Source organism: Vreelandella profundi (assembly GCF_019722725.1).
Taxonomy (GTDB): domain Bacteria; phylum Pseudomonadota; class Gammaproteobacteria; order Pseudomonadales; family Halomonadaceae; genus Vreelandella; species Vreelandella profundi.
Window position 1 is genome coordinate 626,295 of record NZ_CP077941.1, and the last position, 15,932, is coordinate 642,226.

General features: G+C 55.7%; 10 protein-coding genes. 8 read left to right on the forward strand and 2 right to left on the reverse strand.

The genetic code is table 11. The features are described 5' to 3' along the window. The first annotated feature begins 4 nt into the window (after positions 1-4). The 5 genes from gltB to eno all read left to right on the forward strand — a co-directional run bounded on the left by gltB (position 5) and on the right by eno (position 9,991). Complete coding sequence (gene gltB / locus KUO20_RS02950) at positions 5-4,447, forward strand: glutamate synthase large subunit (protein WP_235041425.1); 4,443 nt, start codon at positions 5-7, stop codon at positions 4,445-4,447. A 36-nt stretch (positions 4,448-4,483) separates the two neighbouring features. Continuing rightward, positions 4,484-5,902: an FAD-dependent oxidoreductase gene (locus KUO20_RS02955; RefSeq protein WP_235041426.1), complete on the forward strand. Its 1,419-nt coding sequence runs from the start codon at positions 4,484-4,486 to the stop codon at positions 5,900-5,902. A gap of 190 nt (positions 5,903-6,092) precedes the next feature. Continuing rightward, on the forward strand, positions 6,093-7,748 hold the full coding sequence (locus KUO20_RS02960) for a CTP synthase (RefSeq protein WP_235041427.1): 1,656 nt from the start codon (positions 6,093-6,095) through the stop codon (positions 7,746-7,748). Between the two features lie 11 nt (positions 7,749-7,759). Beyond that, on the forward strand, positions 7,760-8,635 hold the full coding sequence (kdsA, locus tag KUO20_RS02965) for a 3-deoxy-8-phosphooctulonate synthase (protein WP_235041428.1): 876 nt from the start codon (positions 7,760-7,762) through the stop codon (positions 8,633-8,635). 66 nt (positions 8,636-8,701) lie between these two features. Further along, the gene (gene eno / locus KUO20_RS02970) at positions 8,702-9,991 is read left to right on the forward strand and encodes a phosphopyruvate hydratase (RefSeq protein WP_235041429.1); all 1,290 of its coding nucleotides are present in this window, start codon (positions 8,702-8,704) and stop codon (positions 9,989-9,991) included. A gap of 510 nt (positions 9,992-10,501) precedes the next feature. Here the strand turns inward: eno and fdxA are convergent. Together fdxA and mutS are read right to left on the reverse strand one after the other, a co-directional pair. After that, entirely contained in the window at positions 10,502-10,825 is a 324-nt protein-coding gene (gene fdxA / locus KUO20_RS02975) for a ferredoxin FdxA (RefSeq protein ID WP_235041430.1), read from the reverse strand. Between the two features lie 153 nt (positions 10,826-10,978). Continuing rightward, entirely contained in the window at positions 10,979-13,540 is a 2,562-nt protein-coding gene (gene mutS / locus KUO20_RS02980; protein ID WP_235041431.1) for a DNA mismatch repair protein MutS, read from the reverse strand. Between the two features lie 135 nt (positions 13,541-13,675). On the opposite strand from mutS, the gene KUO20_RS02985 reads away from it, so the two are divergent. The 3 genes from KUO20_RS02985 (at position 13,676) to KUO20_RS02995 (ending at position 15,847) form a co-directional block, all read left to right on the forward strand. Continuing rightward, on the forward strand, positions 13,676-14,209 hold the full coding sequence (locus KUO20_RS02985) for a CinA family protein (protein ID WP_235042405.1): 534 nt from the start codon (positions 13,676-13,678) through the stop codon (positions 14,207-14,209). 90 nt (positions 14,210-14,299) lie between these two features. Further along, complete coding sequence (recA, locus tag KUO20_RS02990; RefSeq protein WP_235041432.1) at positions 14,300-15,373, forward strand: recombinase RecA; 1,074 nt, start codon at positions 14,300-14,302, stop codon at positions 15,371-15,373. Positions 15,374-15,382: 9 nt separating this feature from the next. Next, positions 15,383-15,847: a regulatory protein RecX gene (locus tag KUO20_RS02995; RefSeq protein ID WP_235041433.1), complete on the forward strand. Its 465-nt coding sequence runs from the start codon at positions 15,383-15,385 to the stop codon at positions 15,845-15,847. Positions 15,848-15,932 lie beyond the last annotated feature (85 nt).

The following is a 15,932-nucleotide window of genomic DNA, read 5'->3' on the forward strand; positions in this document are numbered from 1 at the left end:
GCCCATGAATAAAGGTCTTCACCAGCCTGGCGAATTTCGCGATAACTGTGGTTTTGGCCTGATTGCCCATATGGAAGGGCAGGCTAGCCACGATTTATTGAAAACAGCCATTGAATCACTGACCTGCATGACCCATCGCGGCGGTATCGCTGCCGATGGAAAAACCGGCGACGGCTGTGGTCTGCTCATCAAAATGCCTACGCTATTTATGCAGGCGCTTGCTAAAGAAGCATTTGATGCTGAGCTGGGCGAGAAGTTTGCCGTTGGGGTTATCTTCCTGCCTAACGATGACGCCCGCGAAGCGCATGCCCGTGACACGCTGACTCGCGAGTTTGAAGCGCGTGGGCTTAACGTAGTGGGCTGGCGCGATGTGCCTACGGACGCCAGCGTTTGTGGGCCGATGGCACTTGACTGCCTGCCGCGTATTCGTCAGCTATTTGTGCAGCCAGGCCAGGGCGAACACTTCGACGTTGATCTGTTCATGGCTCGCCGCCGTGCCGAGCAGGCGCTGCGCGACGAAGAAGATTTCTATGTTGCTTCGCTCTCGTCGGAAGTTGTCTCTTATAAAGGCTTGGTGATGCCGGAAGATCTACCGGCGTTTTATCAGGATTTAAATGATCCGCGTTTAGAAACGGCTATTTGCGTGTTTCACCAGCGCTTCTCGACCAATACCGCGCCCCGCTGGCCGCTGGCGCAGCCATTTCGCCTGTTGGCCCACAACGGTGAAATCAACACCATTGAAGCCAACCGTGGCTGGGCGAACTCGCGTAAAGCGAATTTCGTTAACGAACGCCTGCCCGATATCGCCGAGCTGGATGAGATCGTTAACACCGTTGGCTCTGACTCCTCCAGTATGGACAATATGCTGGAAGTGCTGCTGACCGGTGGCATGGAACTGCACCGCGCGGTGCGGATGATGGTGCCACCCGCTTGGCAAAACGTAGAGACAATGGACGCCGAGCTGCGCGCCTTCTACGAATATAACTCGATGCATATGGAGCCGTGGGACGGCCCTGCAGGCGTGGTCATGACCGACGGTCGCCAGGCCGTCTGTATGCTCGACCGTAACGGCCTGCGCCCCGCGCGCTGGGTTATTACCAAGAATGGCTATATCACGCTGGCATCGGAAATTGGCACCTACGGCTATAAGCCGGAAGACGTGGTCGCCAAGGGCCGCGTTGGTCCTGGGCAAATGCTGGCGGTGGATACTCAAACCGGCGAAGTGCTGCACACTCAGGATATCGATGACCGGCTGAAGTCGGCCTATCCCTACAAGCGTTGGCTTAAGCAAGAAGCTAACTATCTAGAGTCGGCGCTGACCGAACTTGCGCGCTTCCAGACCATGGATACCGCGGCGCTTAACGTCCAGCAAAAGCTGTTCCAGATCAGTTTCGAGGAGCGCGACCAGATACTGCGCCCGCTGGCAGAAAGCGGCCAGGAAGCGGTGGGCTCAATGGGCGACGATACCCCCATGGCGGTATTGTCGAGCCGTCCTCGACTGCTGACAGATTTCTTCCGTCAGAAGTTTGCTCAGGTCACCAACCCGCCAATCGACCCGCTGCGCGAAGCGATCGTAATGTCGCTGGAAACCTGCTGTGGCGCGGAGCTTAACGTCTTCAAAGCGACGCCTGAGCACGCCCACCGTTTGATTTTGACCACGCCGGTACTGTCGCCACGTAAATTTACCGCGCTGGTCACCCAGGAAGACCCCGCTTTCGCCAGCCACACGCTGTCGCTAGGTTACGACCCCGAGCAGCAGAGCCTTCATCAGGCGGTTAAGGCGCTGTGTGCAGAGGCAGAGGCGCAGGTACGCGCTGGCAAAGTGATTTTAGTGCTTACCGATGCGGAGCTGGCGCAAGGGCTGATTCCTATCCAGGCCGCTTTAGCGGTCGGTGCCGTGCATTCCCATTTAGGCCATTTGGCGCTACGTCCCAATGCCAACATTGTGGTGGAAACCGGCTACGCCCGCGATGCCCACCAAATGGCGGTGCTGTTTGGTGTGGGCGCCACGGCGGTTTATCCGTGGCTGGCCTATCAGGTGATGGCGGATATGCACCGCACCGGCGAGCTGACCGGTAACCCGGCAGATGGTCGCGAGAACTATCGTAAGGGATTGCAGAAAGGCCTGTTTAAAATCCTTTCCAAGATGGGCATCTCGACGCTGGCTTCCTACCGTGGCTCGATGCTGTTCGAGGCAGTGGGATTGTCTGACGAGGTGATGGATCTGTGCTTTGTGGGCATGGCATCGCGCATTCAGGGCGCTGGTTTTGCTGAGCTTCAGCTGCAGCAGGCGCTGTTGGCGAAAGACGCTTGGATTCCCCGTAAGGGTATTTCTCAAGGCGGCATGTTCAAGTATGTCCACGGCCACGAATACCACGCTTACAACCCTGATGTCGTGATGTCGCTGCAGCAAGCGGTTCAAGAGGGCAGCTACGCTAAGTGGAAGAAGTTTGCCCAGCTGGTGAACGAGCGTCCGGTAGCGACGATTCGTGACTTGCTCAAGCTTAAGCCGTCAGAAACGCCGGTTGCGCTTGATGACGTAGAGCCCGTAGAAGACTTGCTGCCACGCTTTGACAGCGCGGGCATGTCGCTGGGTGCGCTTTCACCAGAGGCGCACGAAGCGCTGGCTCAAGCCATGAACGAGGCCGGCGGCCGCTCTAACTCGGGCGAAGGCGGCGAAGACCCTGAGCGCTATGGCACTATCCGTAGCTCCAAAATAAAGCAGATCGCCTCCGGCCGTTTTGGCGTTACCCCGGCGTACCTTGTGAATGCAGAAGTGCTGCAGATCAAAGTTGCCCAGGGCGCGAAACCCGGTGAAGGCGGCCAGCTGCCCGGCGGTAAGGTCAATGCGCTGATCGCTCGCCTGCGCCACGCGGTGCCTGGCGTTACGCTCATTTCACCGCCGCCACACCACGATATTTACTCGATTGAAGATTTGGCTCAGCTGATTTTCGATCTTAAGCAGGTCAACCCAGAAGCTCAGGTGTCGGTGAAGCTGGTATCCGAGCCGGGTATTGGCACCATCGCCACCGGCGTTGCCAAGGCCTATGCCGACCTGATTACCGTATCGGGCTATGACGGTGGCACCGCCGCGAGTCCATTAACGTCGATCAAGCATGCCGGGTCCCCTTGGGAGCTTGGTCTGCCGGAAGTGCATCAGGCGCTGCGCATTAACGGCCTGCGGGATAAGATTCGCCTGCAAACCGATGGCGGCCTAAAGACGGGGCTGGATGTCGTGAAAGCGGCCATTCTGGGGGCGGAAAGCTTTGGCTTTGGCACCGCGCCGATGGTGGCGTTGGGCTGTAAATACCTGCGTATTTGTCACCTAAATAACTGTGCGACCGGTGTGGCGACGCAGGATGACTTCCTACGTGGCGAGCACTTCCGCGGCACCGTGGACATGGTGAAAAACTATTTCCGCTTTATTGCCGAAGAAGTGCGTGAGCTGATGGCTGAGCTAGGCGTGCGTAAGCTCACCGATTTGATTGGGCGCACTGACCTGCTCGAAGTGTTGGAAGGCAATACCGCTTCTCAGCGCAAGCTCGACCTTACCCCGCTGTTGGCGAATGACTTTGTGCCTAAAGATGCGCCGCAGTTCTGTAAGGTAAGCCGTAACGTGCCGCATGACCCTGGCGCCAAGAACCAAGAGGTGCTGGCCGCGCTGAAAGACGCTATCGAGAACCGTTCGGGGGGTGAGTTTAACTTCACCATTACCAACTGTGATCGCAGCGTAGGCGCGCTGTCATCGGGTGCGATTGCCAAGCGCTACGGCGATGAAGGATTGGAGTCAGCGCCGGTAACCGCGAATTTCGTCGGTGTGGCGGGGCAAAGTTTTGGGGTGTGGAACGCTCGGGGTTTGAATCTCTACCTGGAAGGCGATGCCAACGATTATGTCGGTAAAGGCATGAACGGCGGCAGTATTGTGATTATTCCTCCGAAAGTCAGCCAGTTTGAGAGCCATAAAACGGCCATCATCGGCAATACCTGCTTGTATGGTGCAACCGGCGGTACGCTGTTTGCAGCTGGCACGGCGGGCGAGCGCTTTGCGGTGCGTAACTCCGGCGCCTCAGCGGTCATTGAAGGGGCTGGCGACCACTGCTGCGAATATATGACTGGTGGCTTGGTTTGTGTGCTTGGCGAGACCGGGGTGAACTTCGGTGCCGGTATGACCGGTGGGTTTGCCTACGTGCTCGATGAAGATCGCTCCTTCGTCGATAAGTACAATCACGAGCTGGTCGAAATTCATCGCGTCACCACAGAGGCTATGGAAGCGTATCGCCGCCATCTGCGTGAAACGATTGAAGCCTATGTGGCCGCGACCGGTTCCGCACGTGGCGAAGCCATTTTGGAAGACTTTAGCGACTACGCGCGCCACTTCTGGTTAGTGAAGCCGAAAGCGGCCAGTTTGGGCAGTTTGTTGGATCAGTCTCGGCGTCAGCCGCAATAACCCGATTATGCCGCTCATGCTGACAGGAGAGAGATCATGGCTAACCGTTTAAATAATGATTTTCAGTTTATCGATGTGGGTCGTAAAGACCCGCAGAAGAAAGACGCGCGCGCCCGTGCCAAAGAGTTTGCGGAGATTTACGAGCCGTATAAACCTGCCGATGCGGCCAGCCAAGCGCACCGCTGCCTGCATTGCGGCAACCCGTACTGTGAGTGGAAGTGCCCGGTGCACAACTACATTCCCAACTGGCTACAGCTGGTGGTGGAAGGCAACATTATTGAAGCCGCGGAGCTGTCGCATAAGACTAACTCGCTGCCTGAAGTGTGTGGGCGCGTGTGCCCGCAGGATCGCTTGTGTGAAGGTGACTGCACGCTGAATGATGGTTTCGGTGCGGTGACGATTGGCTCGGTAGAGAAGTACATCACCGATACGGCGTTCGCCATGGGCTGGCGCCCGGATATGTCTAACGTCACCTGGACCGATAAAAAAGTTGCCATTGTGGGTGCTGGCCCTGCCGGTTTGGGCTGTGCCGATATTCTGGCGCGTAACGGCGTTAAGCCGGTGGTGTTCGATAAGTACCCGGAAATTGGCGGCCTGCTGACCTTTGGTATTCCTGAGTTCAAGCTGGAAAAAAGCGTCATGGAGCGCCGTCGCGCAGTATTTGAAGAGATGGGCGTTGAGTTTCGTCTGAATACCGAAATCGGCACTGATATAGAGTTTGAAACGCTGTTGCAGGATTACGACGCGGTCTTCCTCGGTATGGGCACCTATAAATACATGCAAGGCGGCTTCCCGGGTGAAGATCTGCCAGGCGTGTATAAAGCGCTCGACTTCTTGATTGCTAATGCTAATCGCAGCTTAGGATTCGAAAAAGATCCGAGCGACTATATCTCGATGGAAGGCAAGCGTGTGGTTGTGCTGGGCGGCGGTGATACGGCGATGGACTGTAACCGCACCTCGATTCGTCAGCGCGCTGATAACGTTATCTGCGCCTATCGCCGTGATGAAGGCAACATGCCGGGTTCGCGCCGGGAAGTGACTAATGCCCGAGAAGAAGGCGTGGAGTTTCTTTTCAACCGCCAGCCGGTGGCTGTTGTCGGCGAGGATAAGGTCGAGGGCGTCAAGGTTGTGCGCACCCGATTGGGCGAGCCGGATGAAAACGGCCGTCAGCGCCCTGAAGTGGTGCCGGGCTCTGAAGAAATCATTGCAGCCGACGCCGTCGTCATTGCTTTTGGTTTCCAGGCAAGCCCCGCGCCGTGGTTCGATAGCTCTAATATCCAAGTCGACGAGCGTGACCGCGTCACTGCCCCGGAGCACGGTCAGTACGCCTTCCAGACCAGCAATGAGAAAATCTTTGCCGGTGGCGACATGGTGCGCGGCTCTGATTTGGTGGTCACAGCGATCTACGAGGGTCGTCAAGCAGCGGAAGGCATTTTGGATTACCTCGGCGTGTAATGCGTCTTTGCTTAGGTTGAGCGGGGCCATATTGGCCTCGCGACTATTCCGGCGTCGCTATGTGCCATTAATCAACTGTTATCTTCATCAGCAGTTCAAATTGAGCCTGGAGGCGTAATCTGCTAGTCTGTCGACCCATCCTGGCGTGGCTTTCTGCCGTGCCTTCTGATCACGTTTCGACAGGTTATCCATGACACGATATATCTTCGTGACCGGCGGCGTTGTGTCCTCTCTTGGCAAGGGCATCGCCTCCGCCTCGCTAGCGGCGATTTTAGAGGCCCGCGGCCTTAAGGTCACCATGCTCAAGCTCGACCCGTACATCAACGTGGACCCGGGCACGATGAGTCCGTTCCAGCACGGTGAGGTGTTCGTCACAGAAGATGGCGCCGAAACCGATCTTGATCTCGGACATTATGAGCGCTTTATTCGCACCAAGATGACCCAGCGCAACAACTTCACCACAGGGCGTGTGTACGAGCACGTGCTGCGTAAAGAGCGCCGTGGCGATTATTTAGGCGGCACCGTTCAGGTGATTCCGCATATCACCGATGAGATCAAAGCGCGCGTTTATGCCGGCGGTGAAGGCTTTGATGTGGCGCTGGTTGAAATCGGTGGCACGGTAGGCGATATCGAATCGCTGCCTTTCCTTGAATCGATTCGCCAAATTCGTAGTGAACAGGGTGCCAACCGCGCGCTGTTTATGCACTTAACGCTGGTGCCCTACATCAAAACGGCGGGCGAGACCAAAACCAAGCCGACCCAGCACAGCGTTAAAGAGCTGCGTTCTATCGGTATCCAGCCGGATATCTTGATTTGCCGCAGTGAAGTCGAGTTGGAAGAAACCGAGCGCCGTAAAATTGCGCTGTTCACCAACGTCGAAGAGCGTGCGGTAGTGCCGCTACAAGATGCCGATACGATTTATCGCATTCCGCTGATGCTCCACGAGCACGGCCTGGATGAGATTGTCTGCGACAAGCTGCGTCTGGAAGCGCCCGAAGCCGATTTGTCTGAGTGGGTGAAAGTGCTGGACGCTAAGCTCAATCCCCTCAAGTCGGTCAGCATCGCCATGGTAGGTAAGTACATGGAGCTGTTGGATGCCTACAAGTCGCTCAACGAAGCGCTGATTCACGCCGGTATCCAAGGGCGCATTAAGGTCAACGTCGATTATATCGATGCGGAAGATATTGAGCATCACGGCACTGAGCGGTTAGCGGGCAAAGATGCCATTCTCGTGCCGGGTGGTTTTGGCGAGCGCGGCGTCGAAGGCAAAATACTGGCCGCCCAGTTTGCGCGTGAAAATAACGTTCCTTACCTGGGTATTTGCTTGGGTATGCAGGTGGCCGTGATTGAATTCGCGCGTAATGTGGCAGGTTGGAAGGACGCTAACTCCACCGAGTTTACCCATGACACCCAGCACCCGGTGGTGGGACTGATTACGGAATGGCTAACCCCGGAAGGTAAAATCGAGCTGCGTGATGCGGCGTCTGATTTAGGCGGCACCATGCGTCTGGGTGGCCAGATATGCCAATTGGCATCTGGCACGAAAGCACGCGAAGCCTACGGTTCAGACGAAATTGTTGAACGCCACCGCCACCGTTTCGAAGTTAATAACCAGTTTATTGACGAGCTCGAAAAAATGGGATTAGTAATCTCAGGTCGAAGCGTGGATCAGTCGCTGGTCGAAGTGATTGAGCTGGCGGATCACCCTTGGTACGTTGCCTGTCAGTTCCACCCGGAGTTCACGTCTACCCCGCGCGATGGCCATCCGCTATTCTCGGGTTTTGTGAACGCGGCGTTGGAGCATAAAACAGCGCGTAGCCGCGCCCAGGCCCATTCTCAGGAATAAGGGAGAGCAGCATGTCTTCTCAGAATCTGTCTAGCGATGGGTTGCAAGAGCGCCATATTAACGTTGCTGGCCTAACCGCCGGCAACTCATTGCCGCTGATGCTGCTGGGCGGCATGAACGTACTGGAGTCTGCCGAGCTTGCCGACGAGGTGGCCCAAGCCTACGTGTCGGTCACCCAAAAGCTGGGCATTCCCTACGTTTTTAAAGCCAGCTTTGATAAAGCCAACCGCAGCTCGATTCACTCTTATCGCGGCCCGGGTCTTGAGAAAGGGCTACAGATTCTGGCTGATATCAAAGCGCGCTATAACGTGCCCATTATCACCGATGTTCACGAGGCCTGGCAGGCAGAGGCGGCGGCGGAAGTAGCCGATATTATCCAGCTGCCCGCGTTTTTGGCTCGCCAAACCGATTTGGTGGTTGCCATGGCTAAAACCGGCGCGGTGATTAATATTAAAAAGCCGCAGTTTTTGGCACCCCATGAAATGCGCCATATCCTGAGTAAATTTCAGGAAGCAGGCAACGATCAACTGATGCTCTGCGAGCGTGGCTCAAGCTTTGGTTACAACAACCTAGTTGTTGATATGCTGGGCTTTGGCGATATGAAGCAAACCGGATATCCGGTGTTTTTTGATGTCACTCACGCGCTGCAGCGTCCCGGTGGCCGTGCCGATAGCGCGGATGGTCGTCGCGCCCAGGTAGCAGAATTAGCGCGGGCAGGGGTGGCTGTCGGCCTTGCTGGACTGTTTTTGGAAGCACACCCTGATCCTGATAACGCTAAATGCGATGGCCCCTGTGCGCTGCCGTTGGATCAGCTAGAGCCGTTCTTAACTCAGCTTGCGCAGTTAGATGCGCTGGTCAAAGGGTTTGAGCCGCTAACGATTCGCTAGCTATCGCTATGCTAGGCAGAACGCCATTTTAATGATTTTATCTGACTTACAGTAAAGGACACTGCTATGACCAAGATTGTTGCTATCAGTGCGTTGGAAGTACTTGATTCGCGTGGTAATCCGACCGTACAGGCGCAGGTGCGTCTTGCCAGTGGCGCTTTCGGCGAAGCCTGTGCTCCCAGCGGTGCCTCTACCGGATCACGTGAAGCGCTAGAGCTTCGTGACGGCGATAAATCCCGCTATCTGGGAAAAGGCGTGCTGAAAGCAGTTGACGCGGTCAATAGCAAAATTCGTGATGCGTTGATGGGCATGGACGCACGCGATCAGCGCGGTTTAGACGACGCTATGCTGGCCTTAGACGGTACTGAAAATAAGGCCAACCTTGGCGCTAACGCGATTCTCGCGGTGTCGCTGGCTGCGGCTAAAGCGGCGGCTAATGCCAAGGGCGTGCCACTTTATGCACACATTGCCGAGCTTTACGGCCAGCCGGGCCAGTACAGCATGCCGGTGCCGATGATGAACATTATCAACGGCGGCGAGCACGCCGATAACAATGTTGATATTCAAGAGTTTATGGTGCAGCCCGTAGGTGCGCCTAATTTTCGTGAAGGGCTACGCATGGGCGCGGAAATTTTCCACGCGCTGAAGAAAGTGCTCTCGGCGAAGGGGCTTTCCACAGCCGTTGGCGATGAGGGCGGCTTTGCGCCTAATCTTGCGTCTAACGCCGATGCGCTGGCTATCATCAAGCAGGCAGTGGCGGATGCTGGCTACGCCTTGGGTACTGACGTGACGCTGGCGCTGGACTGTGCGTCGTCTGAGTTCTATAAAGACGGTCAGTACAATCTTGCTGGTGAAGGTAAGAGCTACGACGCTGAAGGCTTTACCGACTACTTGGCAGGTCTTTGCGCCGACTATCCGATCGTTTCTATTGAAGACGGCATGGATGAATCAGACTGGGCAGGCTGGAAAGCGCTGACCGATAAGCTGGGCGATAAAGTACAGCTGGTGGGCGACGATCTGTTTGTGACCAATACCAAAATCCTCAAGCGCGGTATTGATGAGAAAATCGGCAACTCGATTCTGATCAAGTTTAATCAGATTGGCTCGCTTTCCGAGACATTGGATGCGATTAAAATGGCGCAGGACGCGGGCTTTACTGCGGTCATTTCTCACCGTTCAGGTGAAACGGAAGACACTACCATTGCTGATTTGGCGGTGGGAACCTGCGCAGGCCAGATTAAAACGGGTTCGCTGTGCCGTTCTGACCGTGTTGCCAAGTACAATCGTTTGCTGGTGATTGAGGCCGAGCTTGGCGAAGTTACCTATCCTGGTCTAAAGGCGATTAAAGGTCAGTAAAACGCTGAAATTGAGCGAATTATTAGGCTGCTTGTAAGAGATGTCTCAATATTTTGTAAGAGATATCGTACAAGTTCCGACGAAAATCGCTCTGGTTAGGGTAAGAAAATACGAAACTTACCGCTAACTAAAGTTTAACTCATTGTTTTTTAAGATATAAAAGCTGAAAGGCGAGCCGATGCGGCTCGCCTTTTTGCGTTATAGCCATGTTGAGAAGCCGCCGGGATCTGCCACAATGCAATCAGGACAAGGGGAGGCAGGGATGCTTTAGGCAGAATGCAGCAGGATGAAAGCTCGGAGGCGCCTGGTAATTAGTGGAGTGATTACTGGCAAGGACGTTTTCCGAAAGGGGTGTGACCTAGGGAGTGGTCAGAGGAAGTGCTTGGAGTGGGGCGGCCTAAGGGCCGCCTTTTTTTATGCGTGGCCCTGGGGCCGAATAAAAAACCAGCTTATCCGCTGGTTTAACAAAACACTCTATTAATAAAGACGAGGTTAAGAAAAACGTCACGCTCAGCGCTCTAGTTTTTCCATCTTACCGGTCTTGCCATCCCATTCTTCGGCATCGGGTAGCGCGTCTTTTCTTTCGACAATATTAGGCCATACGTCTGCCATCTCAGCGTTAATCTCAATAAAGGCTTCCTGCCCGTCGGGCAACTCATCTTCTGAGAATATCGCTTCGGCGGGGCACTCGGGCTCACACAGCGCGCAATCAATACACTCATCCGGATGAATAACCAGAAAGTTCGGGCCTTCATAGAAGCAGTCGACCGGGCAGACTTCCACACAGTCGGTGTATTTGCACTGGATGCAGTTCTCGGTAACGACAAACGTCATCTTGCTATCCCTCTCGCGGGACCGGGTGTGTCCCGGTCATGATTAATCGTGAATGGTTATAAAGCAGCCGTTTTTTATAAGCTAAAGGTTTGATGACATTCTAGAGGTGCGCATACCATGCGGCAAGCGCCGCATGGTCTTCTATTGCAGCTATTAGAGCAAGTCCCGCCATTGATAAAGCAGGGCGAGGGCTTCGCGCGGCGATAAATCATCCATATCGGTCTTTTCAAGTGCCTCAATCACCGGATGAGGCGTCGCGGCAAATAAATCGTTTTGCTGCGGCGTCGTTCGCGGCACTTGCGCACCGTTGTCCACATCGCGATGCTCTAAGCTGACCAGTTTTTCGCGGGCGCGTTTAATCACATGATTAGGCACGCCGGCTAGCTGAGCCACCTGCAGGCCATAGCTCTGGCTTGCCGGGCCTGCCTCTATGCGGTGCATAAACACAATGCTGTCGCCATGCTCGGTGGCCGTTAAATGAATGTTGGCCACGCCGTCCATGTGTTCAGGCAGGGCGGTCATTTCAAAGTAATGGGTTGCAAATAGCGTTAGCGCGCGTCCTTTAGCTAAATGCTCGGCGCTAGCCCAGGCAAGTGATAGGCCATCAAAGGTGCTGGTGCCACGGCCAATTTCATCCATCAAAATCAGGCTTTGCTGGGTAGCATTATGCAGGATATTGGCGGTTTCGGTCATTTCGACCATAAAAGTAGAGCGCCCGCCAGCAAGATCATCTGACGAGCCAATGCGGGTGAAGATGCGGTCCAGCGGGCCGATGTCGGCGGCATCGGCGGGCACAAAGCTGCCGCAGTGAGCCAGCAGCGCAATTAACGCTGTTTGACGCATATAGGTCGATTTACCGCCCATGTTGGGGCCGGTAATAATTAGCATGTGCTGATCAGGCGTAAGCGTAACGTCGTTAGGCACAAATGGCGTTGCGCTGACGTGCTCAACGACAGGATGGCGCCCGGCTTCAATGCGAATGCCGGTGGCCTCGCTGAGTATGGGGCGAACCCAGCTAAGGGCCTCGGCGCGTTCAGCAAAGGCGCACAGTACGTCTAGCTCAGCGACGGCTTGAGAGGTGCTTTGCAGCGCATGCAGGCTGGCATTGAGATCACCCAGCAGACGGTCATAAAGCCATTTTTCACGCGTCAGCGCGCGCGATTTGGCTGACAGCGCTTTATCTTCAAACTCCTTGAGCTCTGGAATGATAAATCGCTCGGCATTTTTCAGCGTCTGGCGACGTATATAGTCGGCCGGCGCCTGCTGCGCCTGGGAGCGGGGTAGCTCAATAAAGTAGCCATGCACTCGGTTATAGCCGACTTTAAGGTGCGCCAAGCCGGTGCGCTCACGCTCGCGAAGTTCGAGCTGAATAAGATAGTCGCCGGCGTTTTCGGCCATGCCACGATGCTCATCAAGCTCGGCGTCAAAACCATCAGCAATCACGCCGCCATCGCGGATGACCACGGGCGGGTTCTCGACCAGCGCGCGGCTCAGCATATCGGCCATTTCCGGATAGGGGCGAATATGCGGGCGCAGGGTGTCCAACGCACTGCCGCTCTCTACCTCACTCAACTGCTGTTCAAGCGTGGGCAGCGTTACTAGTGCGTCTCTAAGGCGTGCTAAATCTCGTGGGCGGGCGCTATACAGTGCCACGCGAGCCAGAATGCGCTCAACGTCGCCGACGGCGCTCAGGGTATCGCGCAGCGGCATGTAGGCGGCATCTAGGCTGAGCAGTGCTACGCCCGCATGGCGTGCCTGGACAATCTCGCGCTGGCGCAGGGGGCGGTTAAGCCAGCGCTTGAGCAGTCGCGAGCCCATGGCGGTGGTGCAGGTATCCAGTACGCTGGCCAGGGTGTTGTCGCTATTGCCGCCGAGATTGATGTCAATTTCCAGATTACGTCGGCTGGCCGCGTCGATGACCACGGCATCATCACGATTTTCAACGCTGATCGCCGTGACGTGGGGTAGGCGCGAGCGCTGGGTGTCGCGGGCATAATCGATCAATACGCCCGCGGCAATCAGTGCGGTGGTTAAATGCGCGCAGCCAAAGCCGCGCAAATCCTGAACTTCAAACTGATCACACAGGCTGCGGGTAGCGCTGTCTATGTCAAATAGCCATTCGCCCTGACGACGCAGGCTGCGCTTTTGCGACCAGGCATCCGGCAGCGTTAAGCTTTCTGGTACGAGCAGCTCAGCGGGGGATAGACGCGTGAGCTCGGCGAGCATTTCGGCTTCGCTGTCTACTTCCAGTACGCTGAAGCGGCCGCTGGAAAGCTCAAGCCATGCCAGGCCCCAGCTATCCTTGCCGGGGGAAACGGACACCAGTACGTTGTCGCGGCGTGCATCGAGCAGCGCTTCGTCGTGGAGCGTGCCGGGGGTGACGATACGAACCACCTGGCGGTCAACGGGGCCTTTGCTCGTCGCTGGATCGCCAATTTGCTCGCAAATAGCTACCGACTCGCCGCCGGCAACTAAGCGTGCCAGGTAGCCTTCAGCGCTGTGGTAGGGTACGCCAGCCATTGGGATGGGTTTGCCGCCTGACTGCCCGCGCTGGGTAAGCGTGATATCCAATAACGCGGAGGCACGTTTCGCATCGTCGAAAAATAGCTCGTAAAAATCCCCCATTCGGTAGAACAGCAGTACCTCGGGGTGTTCACGTTTGATCTTTAAGTATTGCGTGATCATTGGCGTATTCGGGGGGATGGCCTGTGACATGGGCGTCCTGGTTAAGCGTAGCGTAGGCCGTCTCGGCTGACGGCATGTCTTTGAGCGGTTTCTTTGCGTCAGTTCTTTAAGAAAGCTAAACGCAGTATTCTACGCTGAACTGACGACTCACTTGAAGGAGCGACGATAGTGACCAGCGTATCTAGCCTGAAAAATCTTGATTTAACACTGCTTGCTCAGCGGCTGGGGCGGCTTTGCCAGCAGTTAAAGGTAGAGGTCACCGCCGCTGAGTCGTGCACGGGCGGCGGCGTTGCCAGCGCGATTACCGCGGTTGCGGGTAGCTCGGCCTATTTTACGACCGGCTATGTGGCGTATGCGAACGCGGTAAAGAGCCGCTTATTGGGCGTGCCCGACGCTATGCTGGCAGCGCACGGTGCGGTGAGTGAAGAAGTGGTAAACGCCATGGTGCTTGGCGCCTGCCGGGAAAGTGGTGCAAGCTTGGGCGTTGCGGTTAGCGGTGTCGCCGGGCCAGACGGCGGTAGCGAAGATAAGCCGGTAGGAACGGTATGGCTGGCCTGGGGCGATGCCAATGCCCAGCAGGCGGAGTGTTTTCATTTTCCAGGTGACCGCTCGGCAGTGCGTGAACAGGCCGTGCGTCAGGCGCTTGCCGGGCTAGTGGCGCGCTTGGATGCTCAGGTAAATGCGAGCGATACGAAATAATTGTGAGAAAGCGTTGTTGAGGATTTGTTTACGACGAAATCTTTGGCATACTACTGGCTAATTATACAGCTTGTTATGAGGAATCACTGAATGGCTCAGGATGACAACCGCACTAAAGCGCTAAACGCTGCACTCAGCCAAATCGACCGTCAGTTCGGCAAAGGCACCGTCATGCGTCTAGGCGACGCTCCGCGTGTAGTCATGCCGTCGGTTTCCACCGGTTCATTGGGTCTGGATATCGCGCTCGGCATCGGCGGCCTGCCGTACGGACGAGTATGCGAAATCTTTGGCCCAGAGTCGTCGGGTAAAACCACGCTGACCCTTTCGGTGATTGCCCAGGCGCAAAAGCAGGGCAAAGTATGTGCCTTTGTGGATGCCGAGCACGCGCTTGACCCGAGCTACGCTGAAAAACTGGGCGTTAACCTGGATGATCTGCTGGTTTCCCAGCCGGATACCGGCGAGCAGGCGCTTGAAATTACCGACATGCTGGTGCGTTCTGGCGGTGTTGACGTGATTGTTATCGACTCGGTCGCAGCGCTAACGCCGCGTGCGGAAATCGAAGGCGAGATGGGCGATACCCACGTTGGCCTGCAGGCGCGTTTGATGTCACAGGCGCTGCGTAAAATTACCGGTAATATCAAAAATGCCAACTGCTTAGTCATCTTCATTAACCAGATCCGTATGAAGATCGGCGTTATGTTTGGTAGTCCTGAAACAACGACCGGCGGTAATGCGCTCAAGTTCTACGCCAGCGTGCGCCTCGATATTCGCCGCACGGGCTCGGTTAAGGTCGGTGATGAAGTCACCGGTAACGAAACCCGCGTTAAAGTAGTCAAGAACAAAGTGGCGCCGCCGTTCCGCCAGGCTGAGTTCCAGATTCTTTACGGCAAAGGTATCTATCACGCGGGTGAAGTTATTGACCTAGGCGTGCAGTGTAACCTCGTCGACAAAGCCGGTGCCTGGTACAGCTACAAGGGTAAGAAAATCGGCCAGGGTAAAGCGAATTCAGCGCTGTATCTGGAAGAGCATCCTGAGATTATGATTGAAATCGAAACGCAAATCCGCGAGCAGCTGCTGGCCAAGCCGGACCCCAAGAAGGAAAAGGAAGAGGCGTCTGTAGAGGCATCGGTTGACGCAGATGCGGGTGATGACGATCTGCTATAAGGCACCCTAATGGCGTTTGCCTCGCAGCGTGATGCTACGCCACGAGTGATCGCCATCGGCTTGCTGGCTCGGCGTGAATATTCGCGCGCTGAGCTGGCACAGCGATTGGCGAAAAAATCCTTTGAGCCCGCCGCCATTGATGAGTGTCTGGATACGCTGATCGAGCAAGGGTTCCAGTCGGACGAACGTTTTGCTGCAAGCTTTGTGCGCTCACGTATTTTGCGTGGTCAGGGCGTTATCCGTATTAAGGGTGAGCTACGCCAGCGCGGCGTCGACCAAGAAACGCTCAACGCTGCCTTTGAATCGGTAGTGGCGAGCGAGCAGGTTGACTGGTTTGAATTGGCCCGTGAAACCTTAGCGCGGCGCTTTACATCTGCTGGTGAAACACCCAAAGAGCGCGCCAAGCGAGAGCGCTTTTTAGCCAGCCGTGGCTTTGATTTTGAACAAATTCGCTACGCACTTTCTTGTCTTTAACGCCTGCCTTTAACGCCTGTTTAGGTGTCTGCAATACCCTTGTTTCTACGCATAAAAACATCGTCTCTTACATTTCTAATGCCGC